Source organism: Sinorhizobium sp. 8-89 (genome assembly GCF_030124325.1).
Lineage (GTDB): Bacteria > Pseudomonadota > Alphaproteobacteria > Rhizobiales > Rhizobiaceae > Sinorhizobium.
Genome location: NZ_JASKLR010000003.1, coordinates 339,470 through 361,846, shown reverse-complemented (window position 1 = coordinate 361,846; position 22,377 = coordinate 339,470). Strand labels below are relative to the sequence as shown.

The following is a 22,377-nucleotide window of genomic DNA, read 5'->3' as shown; positions in this document are numbered from 1 at the left end:
GATGGAAAGCGGACCGATCACTGGTCCGGTTCTGACCGATGGGACCGCGGGTGAAACACATCCGCGGCCCGCCGATCTTTCCGGAGTTCCAGCAACACCCAACCCCGCCGCCGGCACCGGCGCGATCGGGGGTACCTTCTGGCGGCGTTTCGTCTTTCGCCGTCCTCTCGCGGCGCTGGTCCTTCAGCGCCTCGGCCTGAGCGTTGGATTGCTTTTCGCCGTGTCGCTGATGATCTTCGGCGGCATCGAAGCCTTGCCCGGCGATTTCGCCACCACCTATCTCGGCCAGTCGGCGACGCCGCAGGCGGTCGAGAACATCCGCAAGGACCTCGGCCTCGACCGGCCCTGGAGCGAACGCTACCTCAATTGGCTCGGCGGCGCCGTGCAGGGCGATTTCGGCACCTCCTGGGCCAGCAAGAATTCGGTCAGCGAACAGATCGGCAATAGGCTCGGCAATTCGTTGTTCCTTGCCTTCTTCGCCGCGCTTATCTCCGTGCCGCTCGCCGTCGGGCTCGGCATGCTCGCCGTGCAGTTCCGCAACCGAATGCCCGACAAGATCATCAACGTGATATCGCTCGCGGCGATCTCGCTGCCTGAATTCTTCATCGGCTACCTGCTGATCATGTTCTTCGCGGTCAAATGGGGCGTCGCGACCTTCCCCGCGACCGTATACGACAGCATGAGCTTCATCGAACGACTTTCGGCGATCGCGCTTCCCGTCGCGACCCTCGTCCTCGTCGTTCTCGCTCACATGATGCGCATGACGCGGGCGGCGATCCTCAACGTCATGTCCTCGGCCTATGTCGAGACCGCGGAGCTGAAGGGTCTCGGCATGTTCCGCATCATCGCCCGCCACGCCGCACCGAACGCCGTGGCCCCGGTCATCAACGTCATCGCGCTGAATCTGGCCTATCTGGTCGTCGGCGTCGTCGTCGTCGAGGTGGTCTTCGTCTATCCGGGCATGGGGCAATACATGGTGGATGCTGTGACCGTGCGCGACATGCCGGTCGTCCAGGCTTGCGGCCTGATCTTTGCGGCCTTCTACATCTTCCTCAACATGGCCGCGGATATTCTCGCCATTCTCGCCAACCCGAGGCTGAGGCACCCGCGATGAACCTGAGATCTATCCCCTTGAGCGCCTGGGTCGGCATCGCGGGCATCGCGATCACCATCCTCTGTGCGATCTTCGCGCCTGTTATCGCACCCTACGGCGAGCGCGACGTTGTCGGCGACATCTGGCTGCCGGCCGGCGGCGATTTCCTGCTCGGCACCGACAATCTCGGGCGCGACCTGTTCTCCCGCCTGGTCTATGGCGCCCGCACCACGATTTTCGTGGCGCTGGCGGCGACCGTGCTGTCCTTCTCGCTCGGCATGATCCTGAGCTTTGCCGCCGCGGTCATGGGCGGCTTCGTCGACCAGCTCTTCTCACGCTTCAACGATCTGATGATGGCGATCCCGACACTGATCTTCGCCCTCGTCGTTCTCGCGGTGTTGCCGCAGCATCTCTGGATCCTGATCCTCGTGATGGCGGTGCTCGACTCCACTCGCGTCTTCCGCATCGGTCGCGCCGTCGCGCTCGACGTCGCGGTGATGGAATTCGTGGAGGCGGCGCGGCTGCGCGGCGAAGGCAGTCTCTGGATCATCTTCCGCGAGATCCTGCCGAACACGCTTTCGCCACTGCTTGCCGAATTCGGCTTGCGCTTCGCCTTCTCGATCCTGTTTCTCTCCACCCTCTCCTTCCTCGGCCTCGGCATCCAGCCGCCGGCAGCCGACTGGGGCGGCATGGTCAAGGACAACAAGGACGGTATCATCTTCGGCATTTCGGCCGCGCTCATTCCGGGTGCGGCGATCGCGACGCTCGCCATCTGCGTCAACCTTGTCGTCGATTGGCTGATGAAGCGGACCTCGAGCCTTAAAGGAGGGCGTGGCGATGCCTGAGCTTCTTTCCGTCAAGAACCTGAAAATCGAGGCGACCAGCTATCCGCCCGGCGAGCCGCCCAAGGTCGTGACCCTGGTCGAGGGCGTCTCCTTCGACGTGCAAAAGGGCAAGGTGCTGGGCCTCATCGGCGAATCCGGCGCCGGCAAGTCGACGATCGGCCTTTCGGCGCTTGCCTACGGCCGTGGTGGCGCCAGGATCACCGGCGGCGAAGTGCTGCTCAACGGCAGGGATATCCTGAAGCTCGACCGCAGCGGCATCAACACGGTCCGCGGCGCCCATGTCTGCTATGTCGCGCAGTCCGCGGCCGCCGCGTTCAATCCCGCTCACAAGCTCGGCGACCAGGTGATTGAGGCCTCGCTCCGTCACGGACTCATGTCGCGCGAGGAGGCAAAGAAACGCGCCCTCTATCTCTTCCGGGTGCTCGGCCTTCCCAATCCGGAAACCTTCGGTGATCGCTATCCTCACCAGGTTTCGGGCGGCCAGTTGCAGCGCGCCATGACCGCGATGGCGCTCTGCCCGAACCCCGAACTGATCGTCTTCGACGAACCGACCACGGCGCTTGACGTCACCACGCAGATCGACGTGCTCGCGGCGATCAAGCACGCGATCGAGGAGACGCATACGGCGGCGCTCTATATCACCCACGACCTGGCTGTCGTCGCGCAGATCTCGGACGACATCATGGTGCTGCGTCATGGCAAGACGGTTGAATACGGCACGACCAAGCAGGTGATCGAAGCGCCGAAGGAAGACTATACCCGAGCCCTCGTCAGCGTCCGGCAGGCGAAACGCGACGAGGCGACGGACCAGTCGGGCACGCTTCTCAAGATCGAGCGTGTCCATGCCGGATATGCCAACGGCTTCAAGGTGCTGCACGACGTATCGATGCATCTGCCGAAGGGCCAGACGCTGGCGATCGTCGGAGAATCCGGCTCCGGCAAATCGACGCTCGCCCGCGTCATTACCGGGCTTTTGCCACCGAGCGAGGGCCGCATCACCTTCGACGGCAAGGAGTTACCCAAGGCGCTCAAAGGCCGGACCAACGACGAGCTGCGCCGCGTCCAGATGATCTACCAGATGGCGGACACGGCAATGAATCCGCGACAGACGGTTCGCGACATCATCGGCCGGCCGCTTTCCTTCTACTTCAGCATGCACGGCGCAAAGAAGACCGAGCGGGTGAAAGAACTGCTCGACCAGATCGAAATGGGACCACGTTTCCTCGATCGTTATCCAGCCGAGCTTTCCGGCGGGCAGAAGCAGCGCGTCGCCATTGCCCGGGCGCTCGCCGCCAAGCCCGAACTCATCCTCTGCGACGAGCCGACCTCCGCCCTCGATCCGCTGGTGGCCGAAGGTATCCTGAATCTGCTTCTGAGGCTTCAGGAGGAAACCGCTGTTTCCTATGTCTTTATCACCCACGACATCGCCATCGTTCGCGCCATCGCCGACAGCGTCGCGGTGATGCATCGCGGTCGGCTGGTGCGCTTCGGGCCAAAATCGAAAGTGCTTTCGCCACCCTTCGACGACTATACCGACCTGCTGTTGAAATCGGTGCCGGAGATGGAAATCGGCTGGCTCGAGAAAGTGCTGAAGACCCGCCGTATGGAAAGCGCTGGAAACTGATCGCTTTCTCTCCCCGCGCGGGGAGAGAAAGCTGGCGAGACGCAATTCGGACAGAAACCGCGACAGCTTTCCTGGAATTGCGCTCGGTCGGCACGCCGCTCGCGGCACAGCCCCTTAGTATTCGCTTGGCACGGTCAACACCTCGGCGGCCGGCGTATCAAGAAAGCTCCTGACCGTTGCTGGCAATTGCCGCGAGCCGAAGGCGAGCACACCGCAACGCTCGAGCACCTGGCGGATATCCGGCTCCTGTCCGATATGGCGCCAGATCATGCGCGAAGCGTATGGCTGGTTTTCCTTGCGCCAGGAAACGCCCATGGTCGTCCCCCGGAGGTAGATGCGCTGATGCACTTCGAACGGCATCAGGATCGTTTGCGAAAGCATTGGCTGCCGCCCGACGCTTCGCTCGGTGATGAAGATGCGGTTTCGCCAGAAGGTGACGAGACCGACATATTTCGAGAACTGCTGGATTTCGTTGGCGGCATCGCGGATGCGTTCGATCGATTTCACGCGGATGGAGCCGCTGTCTTCGTATATCCGCGCGCAGGAGCAGACGACGAGGCCGGGCCATGACGGCGAAATGTGATAGGTCTGATAGTAGCCGACGTGCCGCCTGAGCGCCGAGATATCGCCCGGAAAGCCTTCGAACAGCAGCCGCGCCTCCGAACGGTCGCGCCCGGGGCCCGTCATGCGCGTTTCGAACAGTTTCGGCGACAATGAGAAATCCTGCGCGGAAAGCCCGAAGAAGGCCGCGATCCGCGCGACATTGTGCGCCGACGGCCGCGCCTCGCCGCTGATGTAGCGATTGAACTGCTGGCGATTGATGCCAATCTCGCGGCAAATCTGCGAGATCGAGCGCCGGGTGGCGCAGGCGAACCGCAAATTGATGACGAATGTATCGACCTGTTCCACGTCGGCATTCCCAAACCCTTGATGCCAACAGCGTAAACTAGCGTAAACCAGCGTCAAGTCGCGAAATTGCGTGCTATCCGGCAGGCGCTAGGTTTTCCCTTGAACAAGCACAAAAAGGGGAACCCCGAAAATGACCGAATTCACGAAGCGTCCCGACGGCCTTATCGTTCCGGCCGGCATCAACCGCCGCGGCTTCCTCGCGGGCACGGCAGCACTCGGCCTCGCCGCCGGCCTCGGTAGCTTGCCGGGCAAAGCTCAGGCACAGGAGCCGAAACGCGGTGGCCACCTGAAGCTCGGCCTCAAGGGAGGCGCGACAACCGATTCCCTCGATCCCGCCGCCTATACCGGCTCCGTCTCCTTCGTGATCGGCCATCTCTGGGGCGACAAGCTCGTCGAATCCGATCCGGTGACGGGCGCACCCCTGCCCTCCATCGCCTCCTCCTGGGAGCCTTCCGCGGATGCTTCGGTGTGGACCTTCAAGATCCGCAACGACATCTCCTTCCATAACGGCAATAAGCTGACCGTCGCCGACGTCGTCGCGACGCTGAAGCGCCATTCCGACGAGGGTTCGAAATCGGGCGCGCTCGGCCTCATGCGCTCGATCAAGACGATCGAGGAAAAGGCCGGCGAGCTCGTTCTGACGCTCTCGGAAGGCAATGCCGACCTGCCGCTGCTTCTCACCGATTACCACCTGATCATCCAGCCGGGCGGCGGCGTCGAAAATCCTGCCTCGCCGATCGGAACGGGTCCATACAAGCTCGTAAGCTACGAGGCCGGCATCCGCGCGACCTTCGAAAAGAACGCAGCCGACTGGCGTTCGGACCGCGGCTATGTCGATAGCGTCGAAATCATCGTCATGAACGACAACTCGGCGCGCATCGCGGCTCTTTCCTCCGGCCAGGTGCACTTCATCAACAACGTGGATCCGAAAACCGTATCGCTTCTCGAGCGTGCGCCGCGCGTCCAGATCCTCCAGACGCCAGGCAAAGGCTTCTACAGCTTCCTGATGCATTGCGACACGGCGCCCTTCGACAACAACGACCTCAGGATGGCGCTGAAATACGCCATCGATCGGCAGGCCATCCTTGATCGGGCCGTCGGCGGTTACGGCAAGCTCGGCAACGATTACCCGGTCAACGAGAACTACGCGCTCGCGCCGGAGGGAATCGAGCAGCGCGTCTATGACCCGGACAAGGCCGCGTTCCACTACAAGAAATCCGGTCATGACCGGCCGATCCTGCTGCGCACTTCCGATGCCGCCTTCCCGGGCGCCGTCGATGCGGCGGTTCTCTTCCAGGAAAGCGCCAAAAAGGCCGGCATCGAGCTCGAAGTTCGGCGCGAACCGGAGGACGGCTACTGGACCAATGTCTGGAACGTCCAGCCCTTCTGCGCCTCCTACTGGGGCGGTCGCCCGACGCAGGATTCCCGTTACTCGACCTCGTATCTCTCAAGCGCCGAGTGGAACGACACGCGCTTCAAGCGGAAGGATTTCGACAAACTCCTGCTTCAGGCAAGGTCCGAGCTTGACGACGCCAAGCGCAAGGAACTCTATCATACGATGGCGATTATGGTGCGCGACGAAGGCGGCCTGATCCTGCCCGTCTTCAACGACTATGTGAACGCCGCCTCCGCCTCGCTGAAGGGCTTCGTGCACGATATCGGCAACGACCTTTCGAACGGTTATGTCGGAAGCCGCGTCTGGTTCGAAGGCTAAAGCGTTTTGCAGTCAGGTGGAATCACCTGACGTCGCACAAATGCAGCACTTCAAAGTGCTACAGCGGGCTTTGCGCGTCCGATTGGACGCGCGGCGCTGTAAAGCGGGATAAGAAAAGGTGCGTGCGGTTTTCCGCCCGCATCCCGCGTCTCAATAGTCAGGCATGGAAGGTAGACAAGGTGGCCGATCGCAATTTCACCGTCGTCGAGAACGAATGGATCACGCTCAAGGACGGGACGCGGCTTGCCGCGCGCATCTGGATGCCCGAAGGCACGGAGCAGAACCCCGTGCCGGCCGTGCTCGAATATCTGCCCTATCGCAAGCGCGACGGCACCTGTGCACGCGACGAATCCACCTATCCGGTCTTCGCGGCTGCCGGCATCGCCGGCGTGCGCGTCGACATCCGAGGCTCAGGCGAATCCGATGGCGTGATCGATGGCGAATATACGCCGCGCGAACTTTCCGATGGCTGCGAGATCATCGAATGGATCGCGTCGCAGCCTTGGTCCAACGGCAAGGTCGGCATGATGGGCATTTCCTGGGGTGGCTTCAACTGCCTGCAGGTGGCCGCCCTCAAGCCGCCGGCACTGAAGGCGGTCATCTCGATCGCGTCAACCGTCGATCGCTACAATGACGACATCCATTACAAGAACGGCTGCCATCTCTCGGCGCAACTCTCCTGGGCGGCGACCATGCTCGCCTATCAATCGCGTTCTCCGGATCCGGCCCTCGTCGGTGAACAATGGAAGGAGATGTGGCTGGAGCGGCTCGAGAACGAACCCTTCTTCATGGAGGAATGGCTCAAACACCAGCGCCGCGACGATTTCTGGCGCCATGGCTCGATCTCGGAGGATTTCGACGGTTTCCCGATTCCCGCCCTGGTGATCGCCGGCTGGGCGGACGGCTATCGCAATACCCCAATCAAGGCTGTCGAAGGCCTCGGCGGCAAGGCAAAGGCCCTGATCGGTCCCTGGATTCATAAATACCCGCATTTCGCCTGGCCGAAGCCGCGTGCCGATTTCCACAGCGAGGCGATCCGCTGGTGGAACCGCTGGCTGAGGGACGAGAAAAACGACGCGGAACAGCTGCCGCAAATGCGCGCCTACATCCTCGACGGGCCGAGACCTGGGCTCCGACGAAACGAAGACCCGGGGCGATGGATCGCCAAGGACGTCTGGACCTCGCCGGAAATGCGCAACTTTGCGATCGCGGGCGACGGCAGTTTGACCGCCGGGGTTTCTTCGGCGAAGGGCGTCGGCGACGTCTACATCCGCTCACCGCTCGATACCGGCACGGCTGCCGGCGAATATTTTACGCTGAAGCCGGATGCCGAGATGGCAGGCGACCAGCGCATCGATGACGCCGGGTCCCTCACCTTCGAAACGCACCCGTTGCTCGAAGCGCAGGACTATCTCGGACAGCCGGTCCTCAGCCTCGACGTAGCCTGCGGCGCCGACACCGCCAACCTCGTCGCACGCCTCGTCGATATCCATCCCGACGGCACGGCAACGCGCGTCGCCTTCGGCGTCCTCAATCTCGCCCATCGCAACGGCAATGCGAAACCGATACTGATGGAGAAGAACCACAAGGCGCGCGTGACGCTGGTGCTCGACGCCTGCGGCTATCGTTTCCGCGCCGGTCACCGCATCCGCCTGTCGCTCTCGACGTCCTACTGGCCCATGATCCTGCCGCCGCCGACCGATCCGGGCCTGACGATCGACACCGCCACCCTTTTGCTGTCGCTGCCGCTCCTGGGCGCCCATCGCGAAGTCGTCGTGCCGCAGCCTGCAAACCCCAACCCGCTGCCGCACTACATCGAGCGTTCGCCGGGGAAAACGCGCCGCACCGTCGAGCGCGACATGACGAAGGGGCTGACCCACTATCGGATCCACGAGGACACCGGGCTTTCCGAACATCCGGACACCGGCTATGCCACCCAGGATATCCGCGACGAGACCTGGTCCATCGCGCCCGGCGACCCGCATTCGATGACGGGCCTTTCCACCTGGACCTGCGTCGCTCGCCGCGACGACTGGTCGGTCAGGACGGTTTCGACATCACGTTTGGCTTGTACGCAGACGGAGTGGATCACGTCGGCAAAGGTCGAGGCTTTCGAGGGCGAACAGAAAATCTTCGAGAAGAGCTTAGAAAAGCGCATCAAGCGGGATTTCATGTAGGCGGCGGGCTTCCGGCCGGGGCAACCGCCGCTCATCCGGCCTGCCGATACGGCTATCGCCTCTCCCGGCCAGCGGGGAGAGGGTTAGAGTGAGAGGCAAGCTCAGAGCTTAACGCCCGCAACGCCTCGATCGCTCGCTCCGCGTCGGCCGCCGGAACAAAGACGTGGTCGTGGTAATAGGCCGCGACGACGTTGGCGCTGATGCCCGCTCGCGTCAGCGCGCCGGAAACCGAAGCCGTCAGTCCCACGGCCTCTAGCGCGGAATGCACGCTGAGTGTGATAAGGCGCAGAACCGGGCCGTAGGAGAGCCCGGCCGCGTCCGCCCGCGATCGCTCGAGGATCAGCGTCAGGCCCTCCGGCTCGCGGAACGTGCCTATCGGCTCCAACAATAGCCAGGACGCGGCGTCGTCCTCGACGGCGCAGTAAACATACTCGCCTTCGCGCAGCATAGGATTCATATCCGCGAGCAGGCGCTGCAGGTCGGTTTCTCCATTCATCGTCATCTCTCAAGCCGTCCCGAGCAGTCTTGCCACGCCATCAAGAAGGTGACGAAATCCCTCGCGCGCGCCGGGACTCATGTGGCGTGCCCTGAGCCACGCATGGATCATCTGCGGCTCTTCCCTGTATGTCACGTCGATGCCTGCCTGTGCGAGGCGCGCCGCATAGGCCCTGGCATCGTCCCGAAGCGGATCGAAGTATGCGCCCGTGATGTAGGCCGGCGGCAGTCCTGCGAGATCGGTCGCTTTCAATGGGTAGGCAAAGGCATCCTCCGGTGGCGCCTGCAGTACGGCGCGATAATAGGCCACGTCCATCGTCGAAAGCCCCGGCGCTTCCGCCATCTCGGCATATGACCCGCTGACGAGATCGCCGCCGAGGCCGGGATAGATCAGAACTTGGCCCACAATGCCGGGAAGCCCGTCCGCCTTCGCTTTGAGCACGATGCCCGCCGCGAGGTTGCCGCCGGCACTGTCGCCGGCGACAACCAGCGGGCGACCTCCAGCAAGCAGGCTTCTCAGCACGTCGTAGCAGTCATCGAACGCCGCCGGCCAGGCATGTTCGGGCGCAAGCCGATAGTCGACCGAGACGAGCTCCGCCCGCGCCCCATGCGCAAGCTCGGCGCAAATCGCATCATGGCTTTCCAGCGAGCCGACGACGAAACCGCCGCCATGGATGTAGAAGATCCGTGCTTCGGTGGCGATCTCCGCCGGACGATAGCGCCGGACCGGAATCCGCCCGACCAAACGCTCGTCCTGCCGTGTAAGCCCTGCCGGGGAGGGCGCGTCGAACTCGGCGCAAAGCGCGTCGTACCACTGGCGCTGCTGCTCAGTTGATGCGTTGACAGCATCGGCGGGATAGAACGCCTCGCAGCGTTCATGAAAGGCGAGAATACCCGGCTCGGTCGGCATTGGTCGCGAAGTCTTCGAATCCATCCTGCTCTCCCGACTGCATGTTTCCTTAAATCGTTGCCGATTTAAGGAAACATGCAGTAATTCAAAGTGCTACAGCGACCTTTGTGCGTCTGAAAAGTCGCACGGCGCTGTGGAAGAGAGCTTACCATCGGCATCGTCCGACGCATGACAAATTGCGGCAGGGCACGGCGCAGCCGTTTCGCCTCGCTTGCCATCGGGTCCCTGGCCGGTGTTAAGTCCGATCATGGCATTCACACTCCGGCAATTGCAGTATTTCATCGCCGTCGCCGAACAGGGCTCGGTCACCCGCGCGGCGCAAAATCTGTCGATCTCGCAGTCCTCGATCACCGAAGCAATCAAGGAACTTGAAACCGACCTCGGGGTCGAACTCTTCGATCGCCATCCGCGCGGCCTGTCGATCACCCATAACGGCCACCAGTTCTTGCGCCATGCGACGAAGATCCTCGCCGACGTCTCCGATGCACGGCGCAGCTTTTCCGACAGCCGCGAGGAACTTGGAGGCAAGCTCAATCTCGGCGTTACCTCGCTCGTCGCCGGTTATGTGCTCTCTGACCTGCTGGCGCGCTACCGGCGTGCCTGCCCCGGGGTCGAAGTGAGTGCCATCGAGGACAATGGCTCCTATCTCGAGCATCTGCTGATCGGCGGCGAGCTCGACGTCGCGGTCATGGTCATTTCGAACCTGCGCGACCGCATGGCGCTGCAGGCGGAGATCCTCGAAACCTCGCCCTATCGCCTCTGGCTGCCGATCGGCCATCCGCTGGTCAGCGCCGACATCATCTCGGTCGACGACATCGCGAAGGAGCCGTTGATCATGCTGACGGTGGACGAAATCGAGGAGAACACCGGCAAGCTCCTGACGGCGCTCGGCGCCCGCCCGCACGTTGCCTTCCGTACCCGCTCGGTCGAGGCAGTCAGAAGCTTGGTCGCCACCGGCGCCGGCATCGCTCTGCTTCCGGATCTCGTCTACCGACCGTGGTCGCTGGAAGGCGACCGCATCGAAAGCCGCGACGTCTCCGGCGCGCTGCCGGTGGTGCAGGTCGGCATGGTCTGGCGCAAAGGCTCGAGCCTGCCGCAATCGGCTCGCGATTTTGTCGGCATCGCGGAAGCTCTGCGCAGCGCCCGCCCGCGCTGAAGTCGAAAAGCGCTCCTTACTTCACTGCTCGCTATCGGCAAAACCGATACCGCCATTCTGTTTAATGAATTTGCGAATACGGAGAAATCAAGGCACGCTTCGATCGGGAACAAAGCTGCAGAACGCTGCATAAACTGGGGAGACTTCCGATGAAGCAGATGTTGAAATCCTGCACGGCGCTCACTCTTTCGCTGGGCCTCGTCGCCCCTGCGCTCGCGCAGGAGCCGCTGAAGGAGCTGGGCAAGGGCGAAGGGGAGCTGTCGATCGTCGCCTGGGCCGGCTATATCGAGCGCGGCGAAACCGATAAGAACTATGACTGGGTCACCGACTTCGAGAAAAAGACGGGCTGCAAGGTCAGCGTCAAGACCGCGGCCACGTCGGATGAAATGGTCGCCCTGATGAACGAAGGCGGCTTCGATCTCGTCACTGCTTCCGGCGACGCCTCCCTCCGCCTTGTGGCCGGCAAACGCGTGCAGCCGATCAACACCGACCTCATCCCGAGCTGGAAGACGATCGACGCGCGCATGCAGAATGCGCCATGGCACACGGTCAACGGCGTCCACTACGGCACCCCTTATGTCTGGGGCCCTAACGTGCTGATGTACAACAAGGAAGCCTTCAAGGGTGAAGCGCCGAAGAGCTGGAACGTCGTCTTCGAGGAAATGACCCTGCCGGACGGCAAGTCCAACAAGGGCCGGGTCCAAGCCTATGACGGTCCGATCCACGTCGCCGATGCCGCCAACTACCTGATGGCGCACAAGCCAGAACTCGGCATCAAGGATCCCTACGAGCTCAACGAAGATCAGTACAAGGCCGCGCTCGACCTGCTTCGCACCCAGCGCACCCTCGTCGGCCGCTACTGGCACGATGCGATGATCCAGATCGACGATTTCAAGAACGAAGGCGTCGTCGCTTCCGGCTCCTGGCCGTTCCAGGTCAACCTGATGGAGGCCGAAAAGCTGCCGATCGCCTCGGTCATCCCGGAGGAAGGGGTAACGGGCTGGGCCGATACGACCATGCTGCACGCCGAAAGCGAGCATCCGAACTGCGCCTATATGTGGATGGAGCATTCACTGTCACCCAAGGTGCAGGGCGACGTTTCCGCCTGGTTCGGCGCCAATCCATCGGTCGGTGCCGCCTGCAAGGGCAATGAACTGCTGACCGACGCCGGTTGCAAGACCAACGGCTACGAGGACTTCGAGAAGGTCAAGTTCTGGAAGACACCGGTGACTAAATGCGCAAGCCAGGGCGAGTGCGTGCCCTATCACCGTTGGGTTTCCGACTATATCGGCGTGATCGGCGGGCGGTAAGCCAGTCGCAACTGCATCGCAAGCATCGCCCCTCACCCTAACCCTCTCCCCGCTCGCGGGGAGAGGGAACGCCTTCGGCAAAGCCGACCTTGAGGCAAGGCGCCGGCCGCCGAGTCCCCTTCTCCCCGCTCGCGGGGAGAAGGTCGCGGCAGCGGATGAGGGGCCGGAATACTGGAGTTTCCCTATGACCACCGCCGTCCTCTTCGACAACGTTTCCCGCTACTTCGGCGCGGTTCGCGCCGTCGACCGCGTGAATCTCGACATCGTCGAGGGCGAATTCTTCGCCATGCTCGGACCTTCTGGCTCCGGCAAGACCACATGCCTCAGATTGATGGCCGGCTTCGAGCAGCCGACCGGCGGCCATATCGAAATTTTCGGCGAGACGGCCGAGGGTGTCCCGCCCTACCGGCGCAGCGTCAACACCGTGTTCCAGGACTATGCGCTCTTCCCGCATCTCTCGATCCTCGACAACGTCGCCTATGGCTTGATGGTCAAGGGCATTGGCCGCGAGGAGCGGCGCAAGGCCGCCGAGGACGCGCTCGCCATGGTCAAGCTGCCGGGCTACGGCGCGCGCCGCCCCGGCCAGCTTTCCGGCGGCCAGCGCCAGCGCGTGGCGCTCGCCCGTGCGCTCGTCAACAAGCCGAAGGTGCTGCTCCTCGACGAGCCGCTCGGCGCGCTCGATCTGAAGCTCCGCGAACAGATGCAGGAGGAACTGAAGACCCTGCAGAAATCGCTCGGCATCACCTTTGTCTTCGTCACCCACGATCAGGGCGAGGCGCTGTCGATGGCCGACCGCATCGCTGTCTTCAACGAGGGACGGATCCAGCAGCTCGGCAGGCCGGAAGAGGTCTACAACCAGCCGAAAACCCGCTTCGTCGCCGATTTCGTCGGCTCGTCCAACGTCCTCTCGACGAAGCTCTGCCAGACGCTCGGGCTGAAGGCGCCCTTCGCCAGCCTGCGGCCGGAAGCGATCGCGATCGCCCCCGCAAGCAATGGCGCACTCAGCCTGGCCGGCACCATCGCCGGCCAGAGCTTCCTCGGCGCAACAAACCGCGTCGTCGTCGATGTCGAAGGCGCGCGTATCGCTGTTGCAAGCCCCGCTGCGCACGCGGTCCCTTCCATCGGCAGCCCAGTCACGATCAGTTTCGCCGCACGCGACCTTCACCCGATGGAGGACGCATGACCATCGTCGCCGAAAGCATCATCCTTCCGGAACGCCGCGGCGCGGCTGGCCGTCTCTCGGATTTCTTCTGGAGACACCCGTATGCGCTCCTCGCGGTACTTCTCGGGCCGCCACTCCTCTGGCTCGGCGTCGTCTATCTCGGCTCGCTCTTCGCGCTGTTGCTGCAGAGCTTTTTCTCGATCGACGATTTCTCCGGCCTCATCAATTACGAATTCACGCTCGCCACCTACCGCCAGCTTTTGAGCGAGACCAATCTCGACATCATCATCCGTACCGTCACGATGGCGGCCGCGGTGACGCTCGTCTCCGCGCTCATCGCTTTTCCGATCGCCTATTACGCGGCCCGCTATGCGCGCGGAAAATGGAAAGTGCTGTTCTATCTCGGGGTCATGCTGCCGCTCTGGTCGAGCTATCTCGTCAAGATCTATGCGTGGAAGCTGATCCTCGCCAAGGAAGGCATTCTCAACTGGTTCTTCGAGAAGCTTAATCTCCTCTGGCTGCTCGATGCATGGCTCGCGGTTCCGGTCGTCGGCGGCAATTCGCTGTCGGTCAGCTACACGGGCACGTTCATCGTCTTCGTCTATGTCTGGATGCCCTTCATGATCCTGCCGATCCAGGCGGCGCTGGAGCGCGTGCCGACGAACCTGATCGAAGCGTCGTCGGATCTCGGCGGCACGCCGGCCCAGACCTTCCGCCACGTGCTCTTTCCGCTGGCGCTGCCGGGCATCGTCGCCGGATCGATCTTCACCTTCTCGCTGACGCTCGGCGACTACATCATTCCGCAGATCATCGGTTCGTCGCGGCTTTTCATCGGCCAGGCGGTTTATGCCCAACAGGGCACCGCCGGCAACATTCCGCTCGCAGCCGCTTTCACCGTGGTGCCGATCGTCATCATGGGCCTCTATCTCTGGATGGCCAAACGCATGGGAGCCTTCGATGCGCTCTGAGAAATCGAACCGCGCTCCCGTGGGCCTGAAGATCGCAGCCGCCGGCGGCCTGGCCTTCATGCATGTGCCGATCCTGCTGATCTTTCTCTACGCCTTCACGACCGAAGAGAAGAGCTACCAGTTCCCGCCGCCCGGCCTGACGACGCAGTGGTTCGGTGTCGCCTGGGACCGGCCGGACGTCTGGGCGGCGCTGACCCTCTCGGTCAAGGTCGCCTCAATCGCGACGGCGACGGCCCTTGTGCTCGGCACGCTCTGCGCGGCCGCCGTCAGCCAGACCCGTTTCTTCGGCCGCGAGACCATCTCGCTTCTCGTCATCCTGCCGATCGCGCTTCCCGGCATCATCACCGGCATCGCGCTGCGCTCGGCCTTCTCGATGGCGGATATCCCCTTTTCCTTCTGGACGATCGTTCTCGGCCACGCGACCTTCTGCATCGTCGTCGTCTACAACAATGCGGTTGCCCGCTTCCGGCGGATCTCCGGCTCGCTGATCGAAGCCTCCATGGATCTCGGCGCCGACGGCTTCCAGACGTTCCGCCACGTGATTCTGCCGAATATCGGCACGGCACTCCTCGCCGGTGGCATGCTCGCCTTCGCGCTTTCTTTCGACGAGGTGATCGTCACGACCTTTACAGCCGGGCAGCAATCGACCCTGCCGATCTGGATGCTGGAAGAGTTGATCCGCCCGCGTCAGCGTCCGGTGACCAATGTCGTCGCCATGATCGTGGTCGTCGTCACCTTCCTGCCGATCCTCGGCGCCTATTACCTGACGCGCGACGGCGATCAGATCGCCGGTGCCGGCAAATGATATCGAACGTAAAGGGAGAACAGACATGGACACCCAACTCTTGATCGGATCGCGCTTCGAAGCCGGAACCGAGGTCGAAGAGCACATCCTGAACCCGAGAACGGGCGCCAAGATCATCGATGTCGCGGAGGCGTCCCATGCGCAGCTCGACGTCGCCGTCGACGCGGCCGAGCGCGCCTTCGTCGCCTGGTCGCAGACGACGCCCGCCGAGCGCTCGAACTATCTCCTGAAGATCGCGGACGCGATCGAGAAGAATGCCGACGGCTTCGCCGCGCTGGAAGCGCTGAACTGCGGCAAGCCGATCAATGCCGTGAAGAACGACGAACTGCCGGCGATCATCGACTGCTGGCGCTTCTTCGCCGGTGCGGTGCGCAACCTGCACGCCCCGACGGCGGGCGAATACCTGCCGGGCCACACCTCGATGATCCGCCGCGACCCGATCGGCATCGTCGGCTCGATCGCGCCCTGGAACTACCCGTTGATGATGATGGCCTGGAAGCTGGCGCCGGCGATCGGCGGCGGCAATACGGTGGTGTTCAAGCCTTCCGAACAGACGCCGCTGACGGCACTGAAGCTCGCGCGGTTGCTCGCGGACATTCTGCCCGAAGGCGTCGTCAACGTCGTCACCGGCCGCGGGGAAACGGTCGGCAACACGCTCATCAACCATCCGAAGATCTCGATGGTCTCGATCACCGGCGATATCGCGACCGGCAAGAAGGTGCTCGCCGCGGCCGCCAAGACGGTGAAGCGCACGCATCTCGAGCTAGGCGGCAAGGCGCCTGTCATCGTCTATGACGACGCGGACCTGGAAGCTGTTGTGAACGGCATCCGCACCTTCGGCTACTACAATGCCGGCCAGGATTGCACCGCCGCCTGCCGCATCTATGCCGAGGCGGGCATCTACGAGACGCTCGTCGCCGATCTGACGTCCGCCGTCTCGACGATCCGCTACAACCTTGACGAAGATACCGAAAACGAGATCGGTCCACTGATCTCGAAGCGCCAGCGCGATCGCGTCGCGAGCTTTGTGGAACGGGCGGCGGATCAGAAGCACATCGAGATCACCACCGGCGGCGGCGCCGGCAGCAAGGATGGCTTCTTCTTCCAGCCGACCGTCGTCGCCGGCGCCACGCAGGAAGACGAAATCGTCCGCCGCGAGGTGTTCGGGCCGGTCGTTTCCGTCACGCGCTTCACCGGCAGCGATGATGCCGTCGCCTGGGCGAACGACAGCGACTACGGCCTCGCCTCCTCCGTCTGGACGAGGGACATCACCAAGGCGATGCGGGCGGCGTCCCGACTGCAATACGGCTGCACCTGGATCAACACGCATTTCATGCTGACCAACGAGATGCCGCATGGCGGCGTCAAGCAGTCGGGCTACGGCAAGGACATGTCCGTCTATGCGCTCGAGGATTACACGGCCGTTCGCCACATCATGATTAATCATGGCTGACGCCGATCGGTAGCGACGCCCTAACCGCTGATTCGCTACACATAAGGAGCCGGTTTGCCCTTCGATTGTCGAAAGACGGCCGGAGGGCATTCTTTCTCGCCTGATCGATAGTTCAGCAACGTGACCCGGCGCAAGGCTTGGCCTCCGTCCGCCTGTTGCAGATTTCCCACAAATCCGAAAACATGAGTCTTTGAGTCATAAAAAATCCTTGCGCGTGCAAAAATCATGAGTGAATAGCTCATCTTATAGGATTTCGCTTATCGATCAGAAAGTTGCATCGCATGCCCCCCACCAGAAGCCTTCTGCTGCCGCTTGTCCGCGCCGCCCTCGCCGGCACCTCCGCCCTTGCTCTCGTCGCCGCCGCGCAGGCGCAGGAAGCACAGCAGGAGACGACGTCCACTGGCGATTCGACTGCACTCGAAACGCTGGTCGTCAACGGCGGCAGCGGCGGCGTGATCACGGCGGAAGGCTATGTGGGCATCAGCAGTGCGACTGGAGCCAAGGTCGATACGCCCTTCCTTGAGACGCCGCAGTCTATCTCGACGGTAACGGAACAGCAGTTGAAGGACCGCAATCCGCAGACACTGCTTGATGCCCTGGCCTATACACCGAGCTCTCGTGTCGGCGCTTACGGCTTTGACCCGCGCTTCGACAGCTTTACGGTCCGTGGTTTCGACGTGACTTATACCGGCGTTTTCCGCGACAACCTGCGTCAGCCGGGAGCAGGCTCATCGCTGTTCAAGACCGAACCTTATGGCCTGGAAGGGGTATCGATCCTGCGCGGCCCTTCCTCTGCCCTCTACGGTGCGTCAGGAGCCGGGGGGCTTTTCAACCTGATCAGCAAGCGTCCGACTGAAGAGACGTTGCGCGAGGTGCAGGTTCAATACGGCAGTCATGATCGTTATCAAGGTCAGTTCGATTTCTCCGGTCCGGTCAATGAAACTGATCCGGTCTATTACCGTCTGACCGGTCTCCTGCGCGATGCCGACACGGAGCAGGTCGGTGTTCCGGACGATCGCGCCTATGTCGCGCCCGCCTTCACCTGGAAGCCGGACGAGGACACCAGCCTTACCATTCTCGGTGAATATTCGCGGACCAAGACCGGTGGCACGGCGGCCTACTACTACGACACCACCACGGGCAAGGTGACGGATTTCTTCGCCGGCAACCCCGCCTTCAACGACTCGATACAGACGCAGGGCCGGGTTGGCTATGAATTCGAGCACCGGTTCAACGACACGTTCGTCTTCCGTCAGAATGCACGCGTGTCCACGCTGAACATCGATGCCGATTGGGCCTTTGCCTATGCTCCTAATGCCGTCGATCCGACGCTTATCGACCGCAGCGCCGGAACGTTCGACGAACGACTGAACGCCATTGTGATCGACAACCAGCTCGAATCGAACTTCGAAACCGGCGCCCTCGACCACACACTGCTTACTGGCGTCGATTTGACAAAACTGCGCTGGCGTTCGCTCGATGGTCGCGGCGCCTCGCCGCCGCTCGACACGAAGGACCCCACCCGCGGCGATGCCGTCGCCCCGATAGACTTCCAAACGCGCGTCGTGCAGGACCAGTGGCAGGTCGGCACCTACCTGCAGGACCAGATCCGCTACGACGCCTGGACGCTGACGATCGGCGGTCGCTATGACTGGGTCTCGTCCGACACCGATACGACCGACCTGCTGACGGACACGCTCACCACAGTGTCTCAGACGGACAAGGAATTCTCCGGCCGCATCGGCTTGACCTATGAGACCGATTTTGGCCTTGCGCCCTATATCAGCTACTCGACAGCCTTTGCACCTAATGCCGGCCTCAACCTGGAAACGAACCAGCCGTTCAAGCCGACGGAAAGCAGCCAGGAGGAAATCGGCGTCAAATGGCTTTTGCCGAACAGCAACACGCTGATCTCCGCCGCCTTGTTCAATATCGACCAGAAGAACGGGCTCTACTACGAGGTCGTCAACCTGCCTTCGGGCCCTGCAAACATCCAGGTGCAGCGCGGCAAGCTGCGCTCGCGCGGCTTCGAGATCGAGGCGAACACGAGCCTCGACAACGGCCTTTCGCTTACTGCCGCCTACGCCTACACCGATATGAAGATCATTCAGGGCCCGGCAGGAACGGTTGGGAATTACGTCTCCTCCGTGCCGCGCCATATGGCGTCAATCTGGGCCGATTACACGCTGCCGGAAGACGGTCCGGGTGCCGGGTTGGGCTTCGGCGCAGGGGCGCGCTTCATCGGATCGAGCTACGGCAACGACGCAAACACCATCCGCAATTCCGGGCGCGTTCTTTTCGATGCTGCGGTGCACTACAACTTTGCCGCGCTTGACAAAAAGTACGATGGCCTGCGGCTTCAGGTGAACGCCACCAATCTCTTCGACCGGCGCGAGCCCGTCTGCTCGGCCGGATTCTGCTATCGCGACCAGGGCCGTACCGTCATCGGCTCGCTGCGCTACAATTGGTAAGGCCATGGCAACTAGCGGGCATGAGAGCATGACGGAAGTCGGCGGAGCAAAGCTCCTGTCGGCCGCCTTTGCCGGTCCCCATGCCTGGTGCAACGAGAAGATGATGCTGGCGGAAGACCTCTCCGACGGCATTCCGCTCTCCACGTTCTTCGCCTCGGGCGCCTTCGAACGGGCGCTTTCGACCTATGCCGAGACGTCGAATGGCAGCGACCGGCGTGCCGTCGCCTCCATGTGGTCGCTCTATTATTTCTCCTGTCTTACCATCCCCTATGTCGTTGCCCGGGTCCTGGACCACCAGACGCTGCCCGTTGCGTTCGACGCAATGACCGTGGCGCTTTCGGCCGATGGCCTCCCTCGCGCCTTCGGCGTCGCGACGCCCGGCGACTGGCGGGAGGACGGTGAGCAGGAGATTTTGTCCGTCCTCGCTCCGTTGATGGAAGAACACCTCGCCAAGGTCGTCGGTCACCTGAAATTTGTCGGCGGGATTTCGCCCAAGCTCGCCTGGAACAATGCCGCCGTCTATATCGACTATGCCCTTCGCACGGCCGGAACCGAACCCTTAAGCGATCAGGCCGATGCGATGGTCGGCTGTCGCCTGTTGCCCAATGGCGCGCCGAACCCCTTCTTCGATTGCCTTCGCCACGAGGAAGAGGACGGGACAAGCGTCTGCCGACGCAAGATCTGCTGCCTCAGGTACCTTCTCCCCGGCATCCCGAGCTGCGGCAGTCTTTGCGCCCTTCCCAGCCAAAGGAAACAATAGTTGTCTCGCCCCAGTCTCGCTCTTGTAATCATCATCCGGGCCATCGCGCTTCTGTCGATGACACTGTTCTGCCTTGCCGCCCGTGCGGAGACCCAATGGCCGATGACCATCACTGACGCCGTCGGCCGGCAAGTGACGATTCCGGCCCCACCGAAGGCGGTTCTGCTCGGCAGCGGCTTCAATCTCGTCGCGCTTTCGCTCATCCATCCGGATCCCGTAAGCCTGCTGGCCGGCTGGTCGAGTGACATGAAGAATGACAATCCGGAGATCTACGAAAGCTTCGTCCACAAGTTTCCGAAACTTGCCGATGTGCCGCTGATCGATGACGGCAGCGGAGCCGGCCTTTCTTTCGAGGCGCTCCTGACGCTGAAGGCCGATCTCGCGATCCTTGCCAATTGGCAGGCCGATACGGAGCCGGGCAAGCGTGCGATCGACTATCTCGAAAACGTCGGCGTGCCGGTGGTCGTCGTCGACTTCAACGGCGACCCCTTGAAGAACACCGCCGGCAACATGCGGCTGCTCGGCAAGATCTTCGAGCGCGAGAAGCAGGCGGACGATTTCGCCCGCTTCTATGAAGAGCGCCTCGCGCGCATCCGCGAACGGGTTGCGAAGCATCCCGAGCCGGGACCGACGGTGCTCATGGAAGCGTTCCCCGGTGCAGCCGCCTGTTGTTGGGCCTATGGCGTCGGCGGTCTCGGCGAATTCGTCAGCATCACTGGCAGCCGCAATATCGTCGAGGGAAAGCTGCCGCGTCCGGGCGGCATGGTCAACGCGGAAGCGATCATGGCCGAAAATCCCGACGTCTACATCGCCACGTCCTCGCCGGGCGGAAAATACAGCGGCTTCTCCATCGGCCCCGGCGTGAAATCGGAAGACGCGGAGCGGACACTGGCAGAAGCAGTCACGACGCCGGTGATGACGAGTATCGCGGCTGTCCGCAACGGGCGCGTCCATGGCCTCTGGAATTTCTTCAATGCCGTGCCGCTGAACGTCCTCGCGGCGGAAGCCTTCGCCTCCTGGCTGCGCCCGGACCTTTTTCCGGATGTCGACCCGGCGGCGAGCCTTGCGGAAATCAACACCCGCTTCGCCGCGGTTCCGTTTGAGGGCAGCTACTGGATCAGCCTGAGGACGGGAAAGTAGCACGGCCGGCGGCCGGAAAAGAGCGCGAACGCAGCGGGCGCCTAGCGCCTTGATTCCAAGGCATCTTATTCGAGTTCGCTTCCTCCGAGCGGATGCGAGCGCCTAGCAATTGCCAGGTGCGCTCGACGCCATATAAGGTTCCGCAAGGAGGAGCTTCATGCTGTGGTTGATTGTGCTGCTGGTCGCGGTGGCGATCGTATATCTCGCGGCCCGATACAGCCGCTTTCGCAACCGGGCCGAACTGGTCCTGTCAATCGCCGTCGCCCTCGGCCTGAGCATCGCCTTCGTGATCTGGCTGAGCGAGCGCGGCAATCAGCAACCGCCGGCGCCAGAGCCAACCCGCCCTGCCGGCCTCACGACCAAGGACGTCGCGCTTGAGGGCGTGAGCTTCGAGCGCAACCAGTCCGAACGGAGCTACCGCGTCCGCGGCACCGTTCGCAACAGCTCCGCCCTCGCACTTGAATATTTCCGGCTCACCGTCACGCTCGAAGACTGCCCCGGCGGAGCCTGCGAGCGGATCGGTGACGACACGGCGCTCATCCTCGTCCGAGTGCCGGGCGGCCAGAGCCGCCCCTTCGAGACGTTCCTCACCTTCCCGTTCCGGGACGGAGAGGCACCCACCGCGCCGAAATGGACCTACGAGGTAAGCCAGGTGAGAGGTGCGGCGACGCGTTAGCCCTGGAGAGTGCCTGTGAAGCGATCCGGCACCCTCCGCCGATTCGTTGAAGCCGACCGTCACGCCGCCACGGCAGGGCCGAGCATCGCAAGCAGTTCGCCCGTCGTCACGACCGAAGCGAATTCCGCCCTCAGAGTCGCGACATGCGCGCGATGGATATCCCGCGCAGGAACCACGCCGCCCACGCCGTCCGGCAGGTCGAAGCAGTCGCAGGCATCCTCCACCAGGATCATGCGATAGCCCATATTGGCTCCCACCCGCACCGATGTCGAAACGCACATGTCGGTGGAGATGCCGAAGAGCACGACGGTGTCGGCACCGAGACGCCGAAGCCGCAAGTCGAGGTCGGTGCCGATGAAAGCGGCGTTTACGCTCTTCGTCACGAGCGGCTCGCCGCCTCTCGGACCGAACCCCGGGCGGAATGCATTGCCCGGCCGCTCCGGACGAAGTGTCGATCCGTCTTCGACACTGTCATGGCGGACATGGATGATCGGCCGTTTGGCGGCGCGCCAGGCGGCAAGAAGCGCAAGACCGTTCTCGTCGACGCGATCGTTCCAGCGCGGCGGCCACGGTGCCGCATCAAAGGCCTGCTGCATATCGATCGGTAGCAGGACGGCATTGTCGGGCAATTTCAAGCTGTTCATGAACAAGGCTCCTTCGTTGTTCCTGAACGGTAACTGCCCTATCGTCCGGTTTCACTCAGCATGAT

At 62.7% G+C, this 22,377-nt stretch carries 19 protein-coding genes; 15 read left to right on the top strand and 4 right to left on the bottom strand.

Going from position 1 to position 22,377, the window contains the following annotated elements; all coding sequences use genetic code 11:
• Position 1 precedes the first annotated feature (1 nt).
• Genes QN219_RS09050 through QN219_RS09040 form a run of 3 tightly spaced genes read left to right on the top strand, consistent with a single transcriptional unit; the run spans position 2 to position 3,562 of the window.
• Complete coding sequence (locus tag QN219_RS09050) at positions 2–1,114, top strand: ABC transporter permease (RefSeq protein ID WP_283999280.1); 1,113 nt, start codon at positions 2–4, stop codon at positions 1,112–1,114.
• On the top strand, positions 1,111–1,938 hold the full coding sequence (locus QN219_RS09045) for an ABC transporter permease (RefSeq protein WP_283999279.1): 828 nt from the start codon (positions 1,111–1,113) through the stop codon (positions 1,936–1,938). Before QN219_RS09050 ends, QN219_RS09045 begins: the two co-directional genes overlap by 4 nt.
• The gene (locus tag QN219_RS09040) at positions 1,931–3,562 is read left to right on the top strand and encodes an ABC transporter ATP-binding protein (protein WP_283999278.1); all 1,632 of its coding nucleotides are present in this window, start codon (positions 1,931–1,933) and stop codon (positions 3,560–3,562) included. Before QN219_RS09045 ends, QN219_RS09040 begins: the two co-directional genes overlap by 8 nt.
• Positions 3,563–3,676: 114 nt before the next feature.
• Here QN219_RS09040 and QN219_RS09035 read toward each other — a convergent pair whose 3' ends face one another.
• Positions 3,677–4,471: a helix-turn-helix transcriptional regulator gene (locus QN219_RS09035; RefSeq protein ID WP_283999277.1), complete on the bottom strand. Its 795-nt coding sequence runs from the start codon at positions 4,469–4,471 to the stop codon at positions 3,677–3,679.
• Positions 4,472–4,601: 130 nt separating this feature from the next.
• On the opposite strand from QN219_RS09035, the gene QN219_RS09030 reads away from it, so the two are divergent.
• Positions 4,602–6,185, top strand: coding sequence for an ABC transporter substrate-binding protein (locus tag QN219_RS09030; protein ID WP_283999276.1), 1,584 nt, complete (start codon positions 4,602–4,604; stop codon positions 6,183–6,185).
• Between the two features lie 179 nt (positions 6,186–6,364).
• Positions 6,365–8,362 carry a CocE/NonD family hydrolase gene (locus tag QN219_RS09025; protein ID WP_283999275.1) on the top strand — a complete coding sequence of 666 codons (1,998 nt, stop codon included), beginning with the start codon at positions 6,365–6,367 and terminating at the stop codon, positions 8,360–8,362.
• A 52-nt stretch (positions 8,363–8,414) separates the two neighbouring features.
• Here QN219_RS09025 and QN219_RS09020 read toward each other — a convergent pair whose 3' ends face one another.
• Both QN219_RS09020 and QN219_RS09015 read right to left on the bottom strand, forming a co-directional pair.
• Positions 8,415–8,858, bottom strand: a complete 444-nt coding sequence (locus QN219_RS09020) for an ACT domain-containing protein (protein WP_283999273.1) — start codon at positions 8,856–8,858, stop codon at positions 8,415–8,417.
• Between the two features lie 9 nt (positions 8,859–8,867).
• Positions 8,868–9,791: an alpha/beta hydrolase gene (locus QN219_RS09015; RefSeq protein ID WP_283999272.1), complete on the bottom strand. Its 924-nt coding sequence runs from the start codon at positions 9,789–9,791 to the stop codon at positions 8,868–8,870.
• A 223-nt stretch (positions 9,792–10,014) separates the two neighbouring features.
• Here QN219_RS09015 and QN219_RS09010 point away from each other — a divergent pair, with 223 nt between their 5' ends.
• From QN219_RS09010 to QN219_RS08965, 10 genes are all read left to right on the top strand, one after another.
• The gene (locus tag QN219_RS09010; protein WP_283977646.1) at positions 10,015–10,923 is read left to right on the top strand and encodes a LysR family transcriptional regulator; all 909 of its coding nucleotides are present in this window, start codon (positions 10,015–10,017) and stop codon (positions 10,921–10,923) included.
• Positions 10,924–11,072: 149 nt separating this feature from the next.
• Positions 11,073–12,233 carry an ABC transporter substrate-binding protein gene (locus tag QN219_RS09005; protein ID WP_283999271.1) on the top strand — a complete coding sequence of 387 codons (1,161 nt, stop codon included), beginning with the start codon at positions 11,073–11,075 and terminating at the stop codon, positions 12,231–12,233.
• A gap of 184 nt (positions 12,234–12,417) precedes the next feature.
• Positions 12,418–13,416, top strand: coding sequence for an ABC transporter ATP-binding protein (locus tag QN219_RS09000; RefSeq protein ID WP_283999270.1), 999 nt, complete (start codon positions 12,418–12,420; stop codon positions 13,414–13,416).
• Positions 13,413–14,363, top strand: a complete 951-nt coding sequence (locus QN219_RS08995; RefSeq protein ID WP_283999269.1) for an ABC transporter permease — start codon at positions 13,413–13,415, stop codon at positions 14,361–14,363. The genes QN219_RS09000 and QN219_RS08995 overlap by 4 nt, the downstream gene beginning before the upstream one ends.
• Entirely contained in the window at positions 14,353–15,168 is an 816-nt protein-coding gene (locus QN219_RS08990; RefSeq protein ID WP_283999268.1) for an ABC transporter permease, read from the top strand. The genes QN219_RS08995 and QN219_RS08990 overlap by 11 nt, the downstream gene beginning before the upstream one ends.
• A gap of 25 nt (positions 15,169–15,193) precedes the next feature.
• Complete coding sequence (locus QN219_RS08985) at positions 15,194–16,621, top strand: gamma-aminobutyraldehyde dehydrogenase (RefSeq protein WP_283999267.1); 1,428 nt, start codon at positions 15,194–15,196, stop codon at positions 16,619–16,621.
• Positions 16,622–16,902: 281 nt separating this feature from the next.
• Positions 16,903–19,092, top strand: coding sequence for a TonB-dependent siderophore receptor (locus tag QN219_RS08980; RefSeq protein WP_283999266.1), 2,190 nt, complete (start codon positions 16,903–16,905; stop codon positions 19,090–19,092).
• Between the two features lie 4 nt (positions 19,093–19,096).
• Entirely contained in the window at positions 19,097–19,852 is a 756-nt protein-coding gene (fhuF, locus tag QN219_RS08975) for a siderophore-iron reductase FhuF (protein WP_405052119.1), read from the top strand.
• Positions 19,853–20,992, top strand: a complete 1,140-nt coding sequence (locus QN219_RS08970) for an ABC transporter substrate-binding protein (protein WP_283999264.1) — start codon at positions 19,853–19,855, stop codon at positions 20,990–20,992.
• 157 nt (positions 20,993–21,149) lie between these two features.
• Positions 21,150–21,668 carry a hypothetical protein gene (locus QN219_RS08965; protein WP_283999263.1) on the top strand — a complete coding sequence of 173 codons (519 nt, stop codon included), beginning with the start codon at positions 21,150–21,152 and terminating at the stop codon, positions 21,666–21,668.
• 59 nt (positions 21,669–21,727) lie between these two features.
• Here the strand turns inward: QN219_RS08965 and QN219_RS08960 are convergent, their stop codons facing one another.
• Entirely contained in the window at positions 21,728–22,312 is a 585-nt protein-coding gene (locus QN219_RS08960) for a cysteine hydrolase family protein (protein WP_283999262.1), read from the bottom strand.
• Positions 22,313–22,377 lie beyond the last annotated feature (65 nt).

Coding starts and splice junctions, on each gene's coding strand:
- QN219_RS09050 (WP_283999280.1), top strand. CDS start 2: ATGGAAAGCGGACCGATCACTGGTCCGGTTCTGACCGATGGGACCGCG.
- QN219_RS09045 (WP_283999279.1), top strand. CDS start 1,111: ATGAACCTGAGATCTATCCCCTTGAGCGCCTGGGTCGGCATCGCGGGC.
- QN219_RS09040 (WP_283999278.1), top strand. CDS start 1,931: ATGCCTGAGCTTCTTTCCGTCAAGAACCTGAAAATCGAGGCGACCAGC.
- QN219_RS09030 (WP_283999276.1), top strand. CDS start 4,602: ATGACCGAATTCACGAAGCGTCCCGACGGCCTTATCGTTCCGGCCGGC.
- QN219_RS09020 (WP_283999273.1), bottom strand. CDS start 8,858: ATGAATGGAGAAACCGACCTGCAGCGCCTGCTCGCGGATATGAATCCT.
- QN219_RS09015 (WP_283999272.1), bottom strand. CDS start 9,791: ATGGATTCGAAGACTTCGCGACCAATGCCGACCGAGCCGGGTATTCTC.
- QN219_RS09010 (WP_283977646.1), top strand. CDS start 10,015: ATGGCATTCACACTCCGGCAATTGCAGTATTTCATCGCCGTCGCCGAA.
- QN219_RS09005 (WP_283999271.1), top strand. CDS start 11,073: ATGAAGCAGATGTTGAAATCCTGCACGGCGCTCACTCTTTCGCTGGGC.
- QN219_RS09000 (WP_283999270.1), top strand. CDS start 12,418: ATGACCACCGCCGTCCTCTTCGACAACGTTTCCCGCTACTTCGGCGCG.
- QN219_RS08995 (WP_283999269.1), top strand. CDS start 13,413: ATGACCATCGTCGCCGAAAGCATCATCCTTCCGGAACGCCGCGGCGCG.
- QN219_RS08990 (WP_283999268.1), top strand. CDS start 14,353: ATGCGCTCTGAGAAATCGAACCGCGCTCCCGTGGGCCTGAAGATCGCA.
- QN219_RS08985 (WP_283999267.1), top strand. CDS start 15,194: ATGGACACCCAACTCTTGATCGGATCGCGCTTCGAAGCCGGAACCGAG.
- QN219_RS08980 (WP_283999266.1), top strand. CDS start 16,903: ATGCCCCCCACCAGAAGCCTTCTGCTGCCGCTTGTCCGCGCCGCCCTC.
- fhuF (WP_405052119.1), top strand. CDS start 19,097: ATGGCAACTAGCGGGCATGAGAGCATGACGGAAGTCGGCGGAGCAAAG.
- QN219_RS08965 (WP_283999263.1), top strand. CDS start 21,150: ATGCTGTGGTTGATTGTGCTGCTGGTCGCGGTGGCGATCGTATATCTC.
- QN219_RS08960 (WP_283999262.1), bottom strand. CDS start 22,312: ATGAACAGCTTGAAATTGCCCGACAATGCCGTCCTGCTACCGATCGAT.